The sequence below is a fragment of the Yoonia sp. 208BN28-4 genome (assembly GCF_037543925.1).
Taxonomy (GTDB): Bacteria; Pseudomonadota; Alphaproteobacteria; order Rhodobacterales; family Rhodobacteraceae; genus Yoonia.
Genome location: NZ_JBBIFY010000002.1, coordinates 415,809 through 431,867, shown reverse-complemented (window position 1 = coordinate 431,867; position 16,059 = coordinate 415,809). Strand labels below are relative to the sequence as shown.

The window sequence follows — 16,059 nt, the reverse complement described above, 5'->3', positions numbered from 1 at the left end:
AGGGCCTTTCGGTTAGGATGCGAGGTGGTCGATCAGGCGGGCGAGAAAAGCCTCGCCCTGTTCAAACTGGTCGACGGTGATGAATTCGTTTGGTTGGTGCGCTTGGGCAATGTCGCCGGGGCCGCAGACCACGGTGGAAAAGCCGCGTTCCTGAAACTGGCCGCCTTCGGTGCCGTAGCTGACGACGTGGGTGCCGTTGTCGCCTGTCAGGCGGCGGGCCAGTTCTTCGGCGGTGCCATTTGTTTCGGGCGACAGGGGTGGGATGCCAAAAAACGGTTCGGCCACAATCGCGCAGGTTGGCTGAACGGCTTTCATCTGCGTTTCGATCTCGGACAGTTTGGCGTGGATGCGGTCACGCCACGCTTGCCCGTCGTCGCCGGGGACAAGGCGCACGTCCATCGTGACGTGGCAATCTTTCGCGGTGATGTTGTTGGCGGTGCCGCCTGTGATCGTGCCAAAATGCAGCGATGTGTAAGGCGGGTCAAAGACGGCGTTGATCTCGTTTGGTATGGCGGCAGCGCTTTCGGCATTCACCTGATTGGCCCATTCGATGAATTTTGCGGCCATCATGATCGCGGACACACCCTGGTAGGCGATGGAAGAGTGGACTTCAAACCCTTGAAAATGCAGCTTGAACCCGAAGCCGCCTTTGTGGCCGGTGACCACCTGCATCATAGAGGGTTCGCCAACGATCACAGCGTTGCCACGTGGCAGGCCGCTTGCAACCATGTGGTCGATCATGGGCGGTGCGCCGAGGCAGCCGACCTCTTCGTCATAGGACAATGCGATTTGCAGCGGGCGTTTAATGCCCTTTTCCAACGCCAATGGCACGGCTGCCAATGCCAGCGCGCAAAAGCCTTTCATGTCAGCCGTGCCGCGCCCGTAAAGCTTGCCGTCTTTTTCCATTACAACGAAGGGATCGGTGTCCCACGCCTGCCCGTCCACAGGCACGACATCGGTGTGGCCGGACAACACGATAGCGCCATCAACTTGCGGGCCGATGTGGGCGTAAAGGGCTGCTTTGGTGCCTGTCGGATCAGGGACACGCACGCTTTTGGCGCCGTGACCTGCCAGATAATCCTCAACAAAATCAATCAGCGGCAGGTTTGAGTTGCGGCTGACCGTGTCAAAGCCGACCAGCTTATCCAGCATGTCACGCGCGTTCATTCGACCATCACCTGATGGCCGTTGCCCAGATCGCGATAGACCGATGGTGCGGGGTCGTGATCGACTGGGAAAATGGGCGACGGGATTGGCGTGAAGTCGATATCGCCCACCAACATCCGGTTGCGCGGATCAGCGACAGGCACGGCGGAGAGCAGCTTTTGCGTGTAGCTGTGTTGCGGATTTTCGAAGATTGCGGCACGCGGGCCGATCTCGACGATGCGGCCAAGATACATCACACCAACCATATGGCTGACACGTTCCACCACGGCCATGTCGTGGCTGATGAACAGGTAGGACAGACCAAGTTCGGCCTGTAACTCCATCATAAGATTAAGAACTTCGGCCTGCACCGACACATCCAATGCGCTGACCGCCTCGTCCGATACGATCAGTTTCGGGTTTACAGCCAGAGCGCGCGCGATGGCGATACGTTGGCGCTGACCGCCTGACAGTTCGTGGGGATAACGCTCCATAAAGGGGCGTGGCAATTGCACGCGGTCAAAAAGCTTGGCCACGCGTTCCTTCAGCTCGGCGCCTTTGGCAAGGTTGTAGTTAATCAGCGGCTCGGCCACCTGATCGCCCAGCGTCATTTGCGGATCAAGGGATGCAAAAGGGTCCTGAAACACCATCTGCATCTCGCGTCGCGCGTCGCGCAGTTCCTTCGGACCCAGCGACAGAATATCCTTACCATCGATGTGAACCTCACCAGAGGTTGGTTCGACCAACCGCAGGATCGAGCGCCCGCATGAGGACTTCCCGCACCCTGATTCGCCGACAAGCGACAGGGTTTGCCCCTTGTTGATCGAAAACGATACATCTTCGACTGCATGCACATTCGCCACGGTCCGCCGGAGCAGGCCGCCTTTGACGGGAAAGCGTGTGGTGAGGTTTTTCACAACAAGATAAGGCTCTTGCGTGCCGACAATCGGTGCGCCCTGTTCGCTTTCACGGCCCAAAAGGCGCATGGGCTGCGGATAGGCAGTGCCGTCCATCTCGCCCAATCGCGGCACGGCGGACAAAAGCGCCTTGGTGTAGGTGTGCTGCGGGTTTTCGAAGATTTCCTCGACTGTGCCCTCTTCCACCTTGTCACCGCGATACATCACGACCACGCGGTCAGCGATCTGGGCCACCACGGCCATATCATGCGTGATGAAAAGAACGGCTGTGCCGGTTTCTTTTTTCAGCTTGTTGATCAGCGCCAGAATTTCGGCCTGAATTGTCACGTCAAGCGCGGTTGTCGGCTCATCCGCGATCAGCAGGCGCGGTTCGCAGGCCAAGGCCATGGCGATCACAACGCGTTGGCGCATGCCGCCGGACAGTTCGTGCGGGTATTGGTCCAGACGGCGTTCGGGTTCGGGGATACGCACCTGACGCAGCAGTTCGACCACGCGTTCGCGTGCTTGCGACTTGGACATTTTCTTGTGCCGGATCAGCCCCTCGGCCAGTTGCGCGCCAACGGTCAGCACAGGATTGAGGGATGTCATCGGCTCTTGAAAGATCATGCCGATTTCGTTGCCGCGAATTTCCTGCATGTCCTCGGACGACCGCTTGGCAAGGTCTTCGGTGCTGCCGTCGCGGTGTTCAAAAACCATCTGGCCGTTTTCGATTGTGCCGCCGCCGTAGCCCACAAGCCGCATCAGCGACAGTGACGTCACCGACTTGCCCGACCCGCTTTCGCCTACAATACAGACCGTTTCGCCCGGTTTGACGCTAATCGACACGTCTTTGACGGCTGTGACGGTGCCGTTCTTTGTCTCAAACGAGACACGCAGATTCTGGATATTCGCGATGGGACGGTCGTCAAGCATAGCAATCCTCATGGGGCTTCGCGCCAAAGCTGACCGCCCTCAGGCGAAGTGTCAAATGCCAAGGTGGTGCGCGTGCCTAAAATTTTGCCAATCGGTCAAAAGTTTGTCGCCTGTCGTCACGCAAGGCTTGCAATCTGAAACATTAGCCATTTGACTGACGCAATGACTGCTGGGGGCCTTTCAAGAAATGGATGTGGATTATTCCGCCAACTATTCGTCCCCCACGGCTGCCATGCGCACGGGCCGACGCCTGACGTCGCGGCTGCACATGACCAACAACAAGGAGAAAAGACAATGAAACTGAAGACAGCCCTTCTGGGTGCTGCCGCCAGCTTTGCTTTGGCGCCAATGGCTTACGCCGATGGCCACGAAGGCGAGCGCGGCCGTGATGGTGAAGTGAAAATCATCTATTGGCAGGCCCCGTCCATCCTCAACCCGTTCCTGTCGGGAGGCACAAAAGACGTGGAAGCGGCATCGCTGATCCTTGAACCGCTGATGCGCTTTGACCAAACCGGCGCGCTGGTGCCGTGGCTGGTGGAAGAAATTCCCACAGTCGAAAACGGTGGCCTGAACGAAGAACTGACGCAGATCACCTATAACATCACGCCCGGCATCACATGGTCGGACGGCACGCCGTTCACATCTGCCGACGTGAAATTCACCTACGACTATTGCACCGCCGAAGGCGGCGGCTGTGCGCAGGCGACCAAGTTTGAAGGCATCGATAGCGTCGAAACACCTGATGATCTGACCGTTGTGGTCAACTTCTCTGGTCCAACACCATACCCTTATTCGGCGTTCAACGGTGCCGAAAGCCCGATCATTCAGGCTGCACAGTTTGCCGATTGCCTTGGCCCGAAAGCGCCAGAGTGTACGGATGAGAACTTTGGCCCAATCGGCACTGGCCCGTTCACGGTCACAGACTTCCGCACCAACGACGTGATCCAGCTTGCTGCGAACGAAAACTACCGCGTTGAAGGTCAGCCTGCATTTGCGACGGTAACCTTTAAAGGCGGCGGTGACGCCACTGCTGCCGGTCGCGCCGTGCTTGAGACAGGCGAGTTTGACTATGCCTGGAACCTGCAGCTTGCACCCGATGTCATCGCGCAGATGGAATCAGGCGGCAACGGCACGACCGTTGCGGGCTTTGGTACTTTGGTCGAGCGTATCATGCTCAACAACACCAACCCCGATCCAAGCCTGTCCGACGAAGAGCGTTCGGTGATCCGTCCGCATCCGTTCCTGGGTGATCCGGCAGTTTACAACGCGCTGTCGATGGCCATAGACCGTCCGCTTCTGGTCGAAGTGGGTTATGGTCAGGCCGGTCGCGTGACCTGTAACTGGGTGCCCGCACCAGAGCTTTACGCATCCACATCCATGACCTGTGACACACAGGACATCGAAGGTGCCAAGGCGATGCTGGAAGAAGCAGGCTATGTTGACACCGACGGTGACGGCGTGCGCGAGACGCCAGATGGTGTGAAAATGTCGATGCTCTACCAGACATCGACAAACGCCGTGCGTCAGGACTTCCAGGCCCTGATCAAGCAGTGGTGGGAAGAGATCGGTATGGAAGTCGAACTGCGCAACATCGACGCGTCTGTGTTCTTTGGTGGTGATCCGGGTTCGCCCGACACATTCCAGAAGTTCATGGCCGACGTGGAAATGTATGCCAACAACTTCCCCGGCACCGACCCGCAAGCCTATCTGGGCAACGGTCTGTGCGATGCAGCCCCCACACCTGACACACAGTGGCAGGGTGAGAACATCAGCCGCTTCTGCATGGAAGAGTATGATGCCCTGCACGCAGAGCTTCAGCAGACATCCGACCTGCAAGAGCGTGGCCGTATCGCCAAAGAGCTGAACGACATGGCTGTGCAGAACGGCATGATGATCCCGCTGGTTGATCGTGGCCGCCTGTCGGCGCACGCCAACTCGCTGGGTGGTGTTGTGCTGAACACATGGGACTCAGAGCTGTGGAACGCGGCCGAGTGGTACCGCGTCGCTGAGTAAGTGATAAATCGGGCCGGACGGGGTTTTACCTCGTCCGGCCCATCCCATTGACAAAGATATGACCCAAGGCGTCCCGCTGACATGCTGACTTACACAATCCGCCGATTGCTGCTGTCGATCCCGACGCTTTTGTTCATCGCTTTGGTGATTTTTCTGCTACTGGAACTGGCACCGGGTGATCCGATGGCCTCAATGCCGCTGACGATCCCTGACGAGGTCAAGCAGCGCATGCGCGAGGCGCTGGGTCTGGGAGAGCCGTGGTATATCCGGTTCGGCCTGTGGATTTACCAGTTTTTCGTGGTCGAACCGCAGTACTGGATTGATGGCATATTCGGAACCGATCTGGCCCAGGGCAAGCAGCGCATCATCAGCTTCCAATCCCGCAGCCCCGTATTCGACACGATTGCAGAGCGTATCCCGCAGACGCTTTGGGTGGTTGGCATGTCTTATGTTGTGGGTGTTCTGATCGCCCTGCCCATCGGGATCATCAGCGCCTACAAGCAGTATTCGGTGTTTGACCAAGTTGGCACATTTATTTCGATGGTCGGCTTTTCGGTGCCACCGTTCTTTTCGGGCGTTCTGGTGATCGTAATCTTTTCGGTGCAGCTGGGCTGGCTGCCGTCGATCTATGACACCACCCATGTGGTCAATTCGTGGGAGACATTTGTCTTCCAGCTTAAACAGATGATTATGCCCGTCATGGTGCTGGCGCTTCAGACAACGGCGCAGGTCAGCCGCTACATGCGGGCCTCCATGCTTGATAATCTTGGTCAGGACTATGTCCGCACCGCCCGGGCCAAGGGTATGGGTGAGAGCGTCGTCGTCATGCGCCACGTTCTGCGCAATTCCATGATCCCGGTTATCACCGTCATCGCGCTAGGTATCCCGTCGATCTTTGGCGGCGCGATCATCACCGAACAGGTATTCAAGGTGAACGGGATCGGCCAGCTTTTGATTATCGCACTACAGGGCAATGACATCCCGATGGTGATGACACTGACATTCCTGTTTGCCGTGATGATTGTGATGATGAACATCATCGCCGACATCCTGTATGGCCTTCTCGATCCGAGGATCCGCTATGACTGATCGCCTCACCACACCCGACAACACGCTTATGCCCGCGCAAGAGCCGCCTGACATGCCAGCGGCGCCCGTCAGCAGCAAATGGGCTGATATCTGGCGCCAGTTCCGCAGCCACAAGGGCGCTCTGTTCGGATTGTTCTTTCTGGCGTTTATCACACTGTTCTGTGTGATTGGTCCGACGCTTTGGGGTGTGGACCCCGGCAAGCTGGATATCCGTAACAAAGATGTGCGTCCCATTTATATGGCGCTGTTCTCTGATACCGCCAAGACAAGCTGGGCCACCCCGATGGGGACAGACAACCTTGGCCGCGATATCATGGCCAACATCATGCAAGGTGGGCAAATCTCGCTTGCGGTGGGATGGACGGCAATGATCCTTGCGCTTTTCATCGGCACCACCATCGGCGTACTGGCGGGATACTTTCGTAGGTTGGACGGCATCCTGATGCGCTTTACCGATCTGGTTTTGTCGCTGCCCCTGCTGCCGTTGCTGCTGGTGATGATGCTGCTGTTCCGCGACAGCCTGAGGGCCGCCTTTGGCCCCGAAAACGGGATTTTCCTGCTGATCGTAGCTGGCATTGGTATCACAAGCTGGATGCAGACCGCGCGGATCGTGCGCGGTGATGTGCTGGCACTGAAAGAACGTGAATTCATCCTTGCGGCGCGATCCATTGGCACGCCATCGGGCAAGATGATCACGCGCCACCTGTTGCCCAACGTGCTGTCGCCCATCATGGTCAGCGCCGCCCTTGGTCTTGCCACGGCGATTATCACGGAAAGCGCGCTGTCGTTTCTTGGTCTTGGCTTCCCGTCAGACTTCCCCACATGGGGCAAAATCCTGTTCGACAGTGTCGACCGGATGACCGCCTTCCCCGAGCGGGTGATCTGGCCAGGCCTGTGTATCTCGCTGACGGTTTTGTCGGTGAACTACATCGGAGATGGCCTGCGCGACGCGCTTGACCCGCGTATTCGCGGCGTCTGAGGCGGAACCAAACTTGCTTGGGCGTGTTCGCAACTGAATGCGCACAAAGGAAGTCCCATGTCTGAAAATACCCGCGACCTGACAAAGGGACCCGTCTGGTGGGCGCTTGTCATCATGTCCGCGCCAATGTCGCTGGGTATTCTGGCCGTGCTAAGTGTCGGTCTGGTTGATGCGTTCTTTCTTGGCAAGATCGGCGGCAATGCGCTTGCTGCGGTGGGGTATATCTATCCTGTAACAGCGGCAGTCACATCGCTATCCATCGGTCTGTCTGCCGGTGCAAACGCGATGATCAGTCAGGCGCTTGGGGCTGGCGACGATGATGACGCGGCAGCCCGCAACGCCATACAAGCCCTCAGCTTTGGCGTGCTGATGGCCGCGCTGGCAAGTCTCACGCTTTATGTCCTGCACCAGCCGCTGTTTTCGATCATGGGGGCGTCTGACGAAGTGCTCACGGAAATTGCGGCCTTTATGCCGTGGTGGTGCCTGTCATTCCCTTTTGCAGTCACAACCATGCTGATCAACGCGCTGTTTCGGGCGCATGGATCATCGGCAGTGTCGGCAGGCTTTATGGTAAGCGAGGCGGTCATCAACATCGGTTTGACCCCGCTTTTCATCTTTGGATGGGCCTTTGTGCCCGGTTTTGAAACTGCCGGGGCCGCCATGGCCACATTCACGGCACGCGCCCTGATTGCGGGCTGTTCGCTGACCTATGCCTTCCACACTGGCATCATCTCGACCTGTGGTGCACCCTTCAAGAACGCCAGCAATACCGTAAAGGGCCTGCTGAACGTGGGCGCACCTGCTGCGATTTCAAACGCGATCAATCCTGCTGGCATGGCGCTGGTCACAGCCGCCGTGGCCACAGTGGGTGAGGCTGCCGTGGGTGGGTTTGGTGCTGCGACACGCATCCAGTCGCTGGCTCTGGTGCCGATGTTCGCGCTGTCGTCGGGCATTGGCCCTGTCGTGGGCCAGAACTGGGGCGCTGAAAAATATGACCGGGCCGCCGCTGCGATGAAGTGGGCGTTTGTGTTCTGCCTCGGCTACGGCCTTGCTGTGGGCGCTGTCATGTTCGTGTTTGCAGAACAGCTTGCCACGCTTGTTGCGTCAGGCGGTGACGCGACCGAATTTGGCGCGACCTATCTGCGCGTCGTGGGTTGGAGCATCTTTGGCTATGGCTTTGTCGTGACAGCAAATGCTGCGATGAATGCGCGCTCAAAAGCTGTCTGGTCGATGGGCCTGTCGCTGGGCCGCATCTTTGTGGTGTATCTGCCTGCGGCCTGGATCGGTGTGACCGTGCTGGACTATCTGGGCATCACCTACGCGGCTGTGCTGGCGAATGTTTTGGCAGCAATTGCGGCGGTTGGTGCGGTGTGGATGACAGGGCTGTTCCGGTCCAAGAAAATGGACGCGGCTTTTGCCTAGTCTTTCTCGACCCGCGCCCTGATCCGGCGCACCATGAACCACACGCCCAGCAGAACAATCGGCGTCACAATGGCAGCCATTGTGACCTTGCTGATATCCAGCATCTGTTCCAGCGGGCCTGTCAGATACAACACAAGGCTGACCGCGTAGTAACTGATCGCGACGGTGGACAACCCCTCAACCGTATTTTGAAGACGCAATTGAAGATCAGCACGCTTGTCCATGCTGGTCAGCAGTTCCTGATTTTGCGCAGAACGTTCGACATCAACCCGCGTTCGCAGCAGATTGGCGGCACGCAGCGCCCTGCCCGACATCGCGTCCAAACGCCGTTCAGTTGATTTCACCGTTCGCATGGCCGGATCAAAGCGGCGCATCATAAATTCGCCGAAGGTCTGACGTCCGGCAAAGCGTTCCTCGCGCAGGACATCTATCCGCTGGTTCACAATCGTCTCGTAAGCACCGGTGGCCCCGAAGCGAAACGCCGCAAGGGCTGCGATGTTCTCGACCTCGGACGACACCTCAAGCAGCTTTTGCAGCACGTCGGCAGGGTCACTCACCGGGCCAACCATATCCCCCAGCAAGCTGGTCAGACGCTTGTCAATCGCGCCCAGTTGCGGGCTGAGGGTATGTGCGCGGGTCAGGCCCAGCATGGCCATCGCCTTATACGTTTCGATTTCGCACAGGCGCTGCACCACGCGGCCGATCCGCTGCTCGCCTGCATCGGGGCGGGCAAAAACGGCAAAGCGCATATGGCCCGCCTCATCGATGCGGAAATCGCCTGCGATCACCAACTCGTCATCCAGCACGCGGCTGATGGCAAGGCTTTCGGGCACAAACCATTCATGCGCCTTATCGTGGATGCCACTGTCGTCCGGCGCGTCCTCAACACGAATGAGCGCAGAGGTGATCCGCACGCCCGGTGCCTCCTCAAGCCAGTCCTGCGGGAATACGCCAAAGGTCTTGGCATCAAAGGGCGTTTCAGCGACGCCTTCGCCAAAGATGGTGTAGGTCACAAACTCTGTATGGCTTTCCCATTTCAACTGGTGCCGACCGATCTGTCCGAACCAGTGCGTCGCGTCGGGCTGCGGGTGCTGGGCGCCAAATCTGTCCAGTAAGGCCAACAGGTGTGCCCTGTCGGCGGCGCGGTCCCGACCGGCTGCATTTTCGGCCGGTTTGATCGCCAGATAGGCCGCGCGGCTATGCCCCGATACCGATGGAAAGGGCCGCGCGTGCAGTTCGTTGGCGATGGAATAACGCAGCGGGTGGTCTGAAATCGGTGGCATTCGGTCCGGTCCTGAAAATGCGGTGTTGATCCAGAACCTAGCGTCAACGCCTTGCAAGTAAATAAAAATCGTTGATTTATAAATAGTTAGCGGCGCACAATGGTATACTGTGCGCCGCCTGAATTGATATCGCCCTGCAGAAAAAAGCGTTAGATCACAACAACATCCAGCGGCGGGAAGCCGTTAAAACACACCGATGAATAGGTCGATGTATAGGCGCCTGTGTTGCGGATCAGCACACGATCACCGGATTTCAGCGTCAGCGGCAGTTGCATCGGGCGCTTTTCATAAAGCACATCGGCACTGTCACAGCTTGGTCCGGCCATGATGCACGGCCCCATCGGATCACCGTCGCGTGGTGTCTCAAACTGATAACGGATCGCCTCGCCCTCGGTTTCGGCCAAGCCGGAGAAGCGACCAATATCAAGATAGACCCAACGGTGCACGTCGCGGTCGGACTTGCGGCTGACCAGCATCACCTCGGACACGATCACGCCGGCCTCGGCCACAAGACCGCGACCGGGTTCGGCCATGATGGTCTTGGCACCGGCAAAATGCGCCTCGATCAACGCCATGACGCGTGCTGCGTAGGATGTCGGGGCCTCGATCGCCTCGCCATAGAACGCAGGAAAACCGCCACCAATATTCAGCAGGGTCAGTTCATGACCGGCATCGCGCGCGGCGTCCCAGATCTCGGACAGGGCGGCCAGTGTCGGCTCCCACATATCGGCCTTGCGGGTTTGCGAGCCGACGTGGAACGAGAAACCAACCGGATTGAGCCCCAAGTCTTTGGCCACATCCAACAGGCGCAAAGCGGTGTCCTTGTCGCAGCCAAACTTGCGCGACAGCGGCCAGTCAGCCTGTGAGACTTCGACGATCAGACGGATATAGACCGATGCGCCGGGCGCATGCACAGCGATCTTTTCAAGCTCTTCGTCAGCGTCCGCCGAAAACGTCTTGATCCCCGCCTGATGGGCGAAGGCGATATCGGTGGCGCGTTTGATCGTATTGCCGAACGAAATGTGATCGGGGCTGGCACCTTTGGACAAGCACAGTTCGATCTCACCACGCGATGCGGCATCAAAATGCGAGCCCAGTGCCACCAGCCGTTCGATAATGGCGTCAGCCGGATTGGCCTTGACGGCGTAGTGGATATCCGCACGGCCCAGACCAGCCTTCAACGCATGATACTGCGCCTCGACCAGATCAACGTCGAGCACAAGCGTTGGCTTATCAAAGCTGCGACCTGCCACGTAGGCATCAAGGTTTGCGGTTTTTTCGGCTTGTTGCGCAGCGCGGGCTGCAGATAGTTCCATCGTCATATCGCATCTCCAAAAGACCCGGCCATAGAAGGGTTTAACCCGACAAGAGACCGCTCAGTTCCAACGGAGACGTTACCGTCGCTTTCCTTTTGGGGCGCGTGCGTTGGCGTCTACTGACGGGCGCAGTGAGGCCAAACCGGATTCGGCGCAAGAGGGAAAATGCAGCGTGGAGACGATTGTTTGTCGCAGGGGTGTTATCGACAAATCCGCATCACACCGCTAGCAGTCTGCCATGGCCCGCACGATCCTATTCAACAAACCGTTTGATGTTCTTTCGCAATTCACCGATGCGCGCAGCCCCACACCGCGGGCCACGTTGTCGGACTATATCGATGTGCCGAACGTCTATCCGGCGGGGCGGCTGGATCGCGATAGCGAGGGGCTGTTGATCCTGACAGACGATGGCAAGCTTCAGGCCCAGATCAGCAATCCGCGCCACAAGATGCGCAAGGTCTATCTGGCGCAGGTCGAAGGTGATCCCTCTGACGATGATCTGGCCGCATTGCGCAGTGGCGTGACGCTGAAAGATGGGCCTACCCTGCCTGCGGAGGTCGCGCGTATCGACTCCCCTGTCCTGTGGGAACGCACACCGCCGGTGCGTTACCGCAAGTCCGTGCCAGATGCGTGGATCAGGCTGGTGATCCATGAAGGGCGTAACAGGCAGGTGCGCCGAATGACGGCCCACATCGGCTTTCCGACGCTGCGCCTTGTGCGCTGGCAAATCGGCCACTGGACGCTTGATGAACTGGCAAGCGGCAAATGGCGCGATACGACGGACACGCCCTGACACGCAAAAGGCCGCGCATCGCTAAACGGCCCTTTGCTAGAAATTCTAATCTGGATTTAGCGGTTTTCGCCGTAAATCCCGATGCTGCCCTCATAGGTCACTGCGGTATCGCCTTCACCCACGGTGGCGAATGTATCGCTTTGATCCTCAATCTGGATGCTGCGCAGACGCACGCCTTCAGTGCCGCGCACAAACGTGCCGTTAAAGCGGTTTCCGTCAAAGCCACCGGTCACATCCTCGCCGCCTTCCTGACGGCCAGCGACGACATAATCGGTGCCATCAGCGGTCAGTGTGCCGCCATAGCTGACGCCGAACCGGTTGCTGAGGCTATCATCGGCGCGAGTATAGATGTTCAGACGGCTCAGTGCGATCTCGCCCTCCACATCCAGCATCGTCGAATCGTCTGAGCCTGCGTTCACCTGTGCTTCGGTGCCCACGGCTGCTGTCAGGTTGGACAAGCCGCCAGAGATGGATTCGGAATTTGCATCGGTGCCGTTGCCGAAATTGACTGTGACGTCCGCATCGCCAATCGCGCGGAAGTTCAGATCGTCAGTTTCGGACAGCACCATCGTGACCACGCCTGTGCCGGTAAAGTTGGCCGATCCGGACGCGGGAACCGCATCAAAGGCCGATCCAGGCAGGCCCGACACGCGGTTCTGGATCGTGGCGCTGTTGACGCCCAGTGTCTGGAAGGCCGACATCGGTGTGACGTCGGTCACATCGGACCCTGAATCGTTGGACGAACTGCACGCGGTCAGCGCAAGCAAGGCAATTCCGCCAAATCCAACTGTCTTAACTGTTTTGTTCAGCATCATCGTCATCCAATCCATTTTGAAACCCACGCAGGCGCGTATGGGCACTTATTAACGCAGGGTTAAGCTGCGCGTCAAAAAGTCTGCATTATTGTTGCCACTGTTTCGACAATCACGGTCAATTTGCCCGATAGGATCACCATTCAGCGGCAGAATAAGGCAGTCCGTTTCCAGCGCATGTCACAGCGTTATCGCCGCGAATCAAAGCGGTCCTGCGTCATGCAAACGGGCCGCGCTGTTCACGCGGCCCGCTTGTCAAATGGCAGTGCTGTCTTGCAGGTCGGTTCGCTTAGTCAGCGCCCACGATATCAAGATCAAGGAACAGGTTTGGCGTGGTTGATGCGACAGGCACATCATCCTGATTAAGCCGCAGCGCGGTATCGCCACCATCAGCCAGCACGTTGCCAGTAGCCGTACCACCACCCGTCAGATTGCGATCAAAGCCTGTGACATCATAGGTGTAATTCGCCGTCAGCGACGATGCACCGCTGGTCCCGACCGACCCGCTGGTGATCGTCAGGCTGCCGTTGGCCTCGCCCACATCAAGCAGGGATGTCGACGTCGTGCGCGTGGCAAACAGGTCTGAGACCGAACCAGTAATATTGGTCTGGGCTGGCGTCGCCCCGAAGGTCACGTTGACCTGCGCGTCACCATAGAAATCGGCCGCGTTGCCATCGGTAAAATCGGTAAAGCCGTTGTCGTTGACGTAAAACGACAGCGAACCCACGCCGTTATATTCCACCGACCCACTGGTCGGCACCTGCCCCGCCGACAGATTGGCCAGACCAGCCGGACCGCCAAATTCGTCACCGTTGATCCTTTCAAGCACGGCCTGAGCATCGCTCACACGGCTGGCGTCCTTGACGAATTTCTCAAGCTCGTCCTCGGTGGTCGCCTGACAGGCAGCAAGCGCTACAAAACTGATGGCCACAACTGGCTTCATGGCTGTATGCAGTGATATCATTGAAATCTTCCCCCTAAAAATAAGCGTCAAATGCAGCGGGACCAAAACCGGCCCTCAAAGATGACGTAGGGGAAGTCTGCCACGGACATGCGCGATTCCATAGCTGTTTTTGCCGATCGGGTGGCACAGTCCGCAGCAGAACGGGCCCCGCATTGCTTGCAAGGCCCGCTTTTCGGTCAAGCCAAAGCCTAGTTTTCGGCGACAATCGCAATGTCGACAAAGAGGTCCTCAATGTCGCTGCCTACGGGCGTGTCGCGATCAATTGCATCCAGCGCGCGCCCGTTGTCACCATCGCCGCCTGTCCGCAAAAGCCCCCGCAAGACGCCGGAATTATTGAACGGACGCCCGAAAGCCAGCAGTTCGCTCTCATAGGACAGACTGACCGTGCTGGGGCTGCTGGTGGTGCCGATGCGGCCCGAGTTTACGGTCCAAAATCCGGTGACATCCACCAACGTATCGTTTTCGTCGGTCGCGATAATGTTGGTCACATCGCCAGTGATATTTGTATCGACCGGCGTGGCACCGAACGTCACCTCAAGTTCGGCATCGCCCAGAAAGGTAAAGACCTGCGTGTCAGTCGTCAGGCCGCCTGCGCTGGTGCGCGTGTAGTAATTCAACGCGCCGATGCCTTCGAACACCGCAGCCCCGCTGGTGGGCACATCTGAGATTGCGGCGGCTGGCAGGCCCGGTTGTAGGGTGTCGATATCGCCGCTGACGCGGTTGATCAGTGCCACAGCGTCCTCGGCTCGCTGTTCGGCGCCATCATCGTCCATATCCATCGACGTGGTCGTCCCGCCGCACGCCGCGAGAAGCCCGCACCCCAACACGAAGGCTGCGCGTGTCGTAAAGGTCTTTGCATCTATCATCATCGTATCCACCAATTATTCAAACGGCCCGCCGCGAAATAGCGACGAGCCGTTCAATAATGGCACCTGCACCCCCCTTGTGCCAAGGGAAACAGGCATATCCGGATTTTGGTCAGTCGATCTTGGGCAAGAGGCTGTCCAAAGATGCCTTGGCATCACCGTAGAACATCCGCGTGTTATCCTTGAAGAACAGCGGGTTTTCGATGCCTGAATAGCCCGTGCCCTGCCCGCGCTTGGAGACAAACACCTGCTTGGCCTTCCAGCATTCCAGCACCGGCATACCGGCGATGGGGCTGTTGGGATCATCCTGAGCCGCAGGGTTCACGATGTCGTTCGAACCGATAACGATGGCAACGTCGGTGTCCGGAAAATCGTCGTTGATCTCGTCCATTTCCAGTACGATGTCGTAAGGCACTTTGGCCTCGGCCAGCAGCACGTTCATGTGACCCGGTAGACGCCCCGCGACGGGGTGGATCGCAAAGCGCACGTTCTTGCCCTTGGCCCGCAGCTTGCGCGTCAGTTCAGCGACAGCGGACTGCGCCTGCGCCACGGCCATGCCGTAGCCGGGGATGATGACAATGCTGTCGGCTTCGTTCAGCGCGGTTGCGACACCATCGGCGTCAATCGCTACCTGCTCGCCTTCGACGGCCATCTGCTCACCAGCAGGGCCGCCAAAACCGCCGAGGATCACGCTGACGAACGAACGGTTCATCGCCTTACACATGATGTAGGACAGGATCGCACCGGACGAGCCGACCAGCGCACCGACAACGATCAACAGATCGTTGCCCAGCGAGAAACCAATCGCCGCCGCCGCCCAACCGGAATAGCTGTTCAGCATCGACACCACGACAGGCATGTCCGCCCCGCCGATCCCCATAATCAGGTGATAGCCGATAAACAGCGCGGCCAGCGTCATGATAAACAGCGGGAAGAAGCCGCCAGTATTGAAATACCAGATCAGCGCCAGCAGCGACACGACAGCCGCCGCGATGTTCAGCATGTGACCACCGGGCAGCTTCGTCGCTGCACTGTCAACGCGACCCGCCAGCTTGCCATAGGCAATGACGGAACCGGTGAATGTGATCGCACCGATAAAGATGCCCAAGAACAGCTCTACCCGCAGGATGTTCACCTCAACGGGCGTTTTCTTGGCCAGCAAGGCGGCAAACGTGCCAAGCTCTTTTGTCTCCGGCATCGCCATGCCCAGCACGCGGTTCAGTTCAAAATGCGCGATGAAGCCGACGAACACCGCCGCCAGACCCACAAGGCTGTGCATCGCAGCAACCAGCTCGGGCATCTGCGTCATCTGCACCTTGGTCGCCAGTTGGTAGCCAATCGCACCGCCGCCCGCGATCAGGATGATTGACAAAAGCCAATAGCCAGAGCCGGGTCCGATCAGTGTGGCCGCCACGGCAAGCGCCATGCCAGCGATGCCGTACCACACCGCGCGTTTCGCGCTTTCCTGCCCCGAAAGGCCGCCCAGCGAGAGGATGAAAAGGATTGCCGCAACCACGTAGGCCGCTGTTGTAAAACCAAATTCCATT

The 16,059-nt window shown here is 58.4% G+C and carries 13 protein-coding genes; 5 read left to right on the top strand and 8 right to left on the bottom strand.

The window, feature by feature from the left end; genetic code table 11:
* Window positions 1-12 precede the first annotated feature (12 nt).
* Both argE and V8J84_RS08235 read right to left on the bottom strand, forming a co-directional pair.
* Complete coding sequence (argE, locus tag V8J84_RS08240; RefSeq protein WP_339929932.1) at window positions 13-1,167, bottom strand: acetylornithine deacetylase; 1,155 nt, start codon at window positions 1,165-1,167, stop codon at window positions 13-15.
* A complete protein-coding gene (locus tag V8J84_RS08235; RefSeq protein ID WP_339929930.1) occupies window positions 1,164-2,975 on the bottom strand; it encodes an ABC transporter ATP-binding protein in 1,812 nt (603 codons plus the stop codon). Before V8J84_RS08235 ends, argE begins: the two co-directional genes overlap by 4 nt.
* A 294-nt stretch (window positions 2,976-3,269) precedes the next feature.
* On the opposite strand from V8J84_RS08235, the gene V8J84_RS08230 reads away from it, so the two are divergent.
* From V8J84_RS08230 to V8J84_RS08215, 4 genes are all read left to right on the top strand, one after another.
* Window positions 3,270-4,988 (top strand): peptide ABC transporter substrate-binding protein, encoded by a 1,719-nt coding sequence (locus V8J84_RS08230; protein WP_339929928.1) that lies wholly within the window; start codon window positions 3,270-3,272, stop codon window positions 4,986-4,988.
* Between the two features lie 81 nt (window positions 4,989-5,069).
* The gene (locus tag V8J84_RS08225) at window positions 5,070-6,077 is read left to right on the top strand and encodes an ABC transporter permease (protein WP_339929926.1); all 1,008 of its coding nucleotides are present in this window, start codon (window positions 5,070-5,072) and stop codon (window positions 6,075-6,077) included.
* 28 nt (window positions 6,078-6,105) lie between these two features.
* Window positions 6,106-7,056, top strand: coding sequence for an ABC transporter permease (locus V8J84_RS08220; RefSeq protein WP_339930705.1), 951 nt, complete (start codon window positions 6,106-6,108; stop codon window positions 7,054-7,056).
* A 57-nt stretch (window positions 7,057-7,113) separates the two neighbouring features.
* Entirely contained in the window at window positions 7,114-8,478 is a 1,365-nt protein-coding gene (locus tag V8J84_RS08215; RefSeq protein ID WP_339929924.1) for an MATE family efflux transporter, read from the top strand.
* Here V8J84_RS08215 and V8J84_RS08210 read toward each other — a convergent pair.
* Both V8J84_RS08210 and V8J84_RS08205 read right to left on the bottom strand, forming a co-directional pair.
* Window positions 8,475-9,761 (bottom strand): DUF3422 family protein, encoded by a 1,287-nt coding sequence (locus V8J84_RS08210; protein WP_339929922.1) that lies wholly within the window; start codon window positions 9,759-9,761, stop codon window positions 8,475-8,477. The two genes, V8J84_RS08215 and V8J84_RS08210, sit on opposite strands and share 4 nt — an antisense overlap.
* Before the next feature lie 149 nt (window positions 9,762-9,910).
* Window positions 9,911-11,083 (bottom strand): type III PLP-dependent enzyme, encoded by a 1,173-nt coding sequence (locus V8J84_RS08205; protein ID WP_339929920.1) that lies wholly within the window; start codon window positions 11,081-11,083, stop codon window positions 9,911-9,913.
* A gap of 232 nt (window positions 11,084-11,315) precedes the next feature.
* Here V8J84_RS08205 and V8J84_RS08200 point away from each other — a divergent pair, with 232 nt between their 5' ends.
* Window positions 11,316-11,870 carry a pseudouridine synthase gene (locus V8J84_RS08200; protein ID WP_339929918.1) on the top strand — a complete coding sequence of 185 codons (555 nt, stop codon included), beginning with the start codon at window positions 11,316-11,318 and terminating at the stop codon, window positions 11,868-11,870.
* Window positions 11,871-11,926: 56 nt separating this feature from the next.
* On the opposite strand, the gene V8J84_RS08195 is transcribed toward V8J84_RS08200, so the two are convergent.
* From V8J84_RS08195 to V8J84_RS08180, 4 genes are all read right to left on the bottom strand, one after another.
* Window positions 11,927-12,700 carry a hypothetical protein gene (locus V8J84_RS08195; protein ID WP_339929916.1) on the bottom strand — a complete coding sequence of 258 codons (774 nt, stop codon included), beginning with the start codon at window positions 12,698-12,700 and terminating at the stop codon, window positions 11,927-11,929.
* Between the two features lie 271 nt (window positions 12,701-12,971).
* Complete coding sequence (locus V8J84_RS08190) at window positions 12,972-13,646, bottom strand: hypothetical protein (protein ID WP_339929914.1); 675 nt, start codon at window positions 13,644-13,646, stop codon at window positions 12,972-12,974.
* 188 nt (window positions 13,647-13,834) lie between these two features.
* Entirely contained in the window at window positions 13,835-14,512 is a 678-nt protein-coding gene (locus tag V8J84_RS08185) for a hypothetical protein (RefSeq protein WP_339929912.1), read from the bottom strand.
* A 112-nt stretch (window positions 14,513-14,624) separates the two neighbouring features.
* Window positions 14,625-16,058, bottom strand: a complete 1,434-nt coding sequence (locus V8J84_RS08180; protein WP_339929910.1) for an NAD(P)(+) transhydrogenase (Re/Si-specific) subunit beta — start codon at window positions 16,056-16,058, stop codon at window positions 14,625-14,627.
* Window position 16,059: the final 1 nt, after the last annotated feature.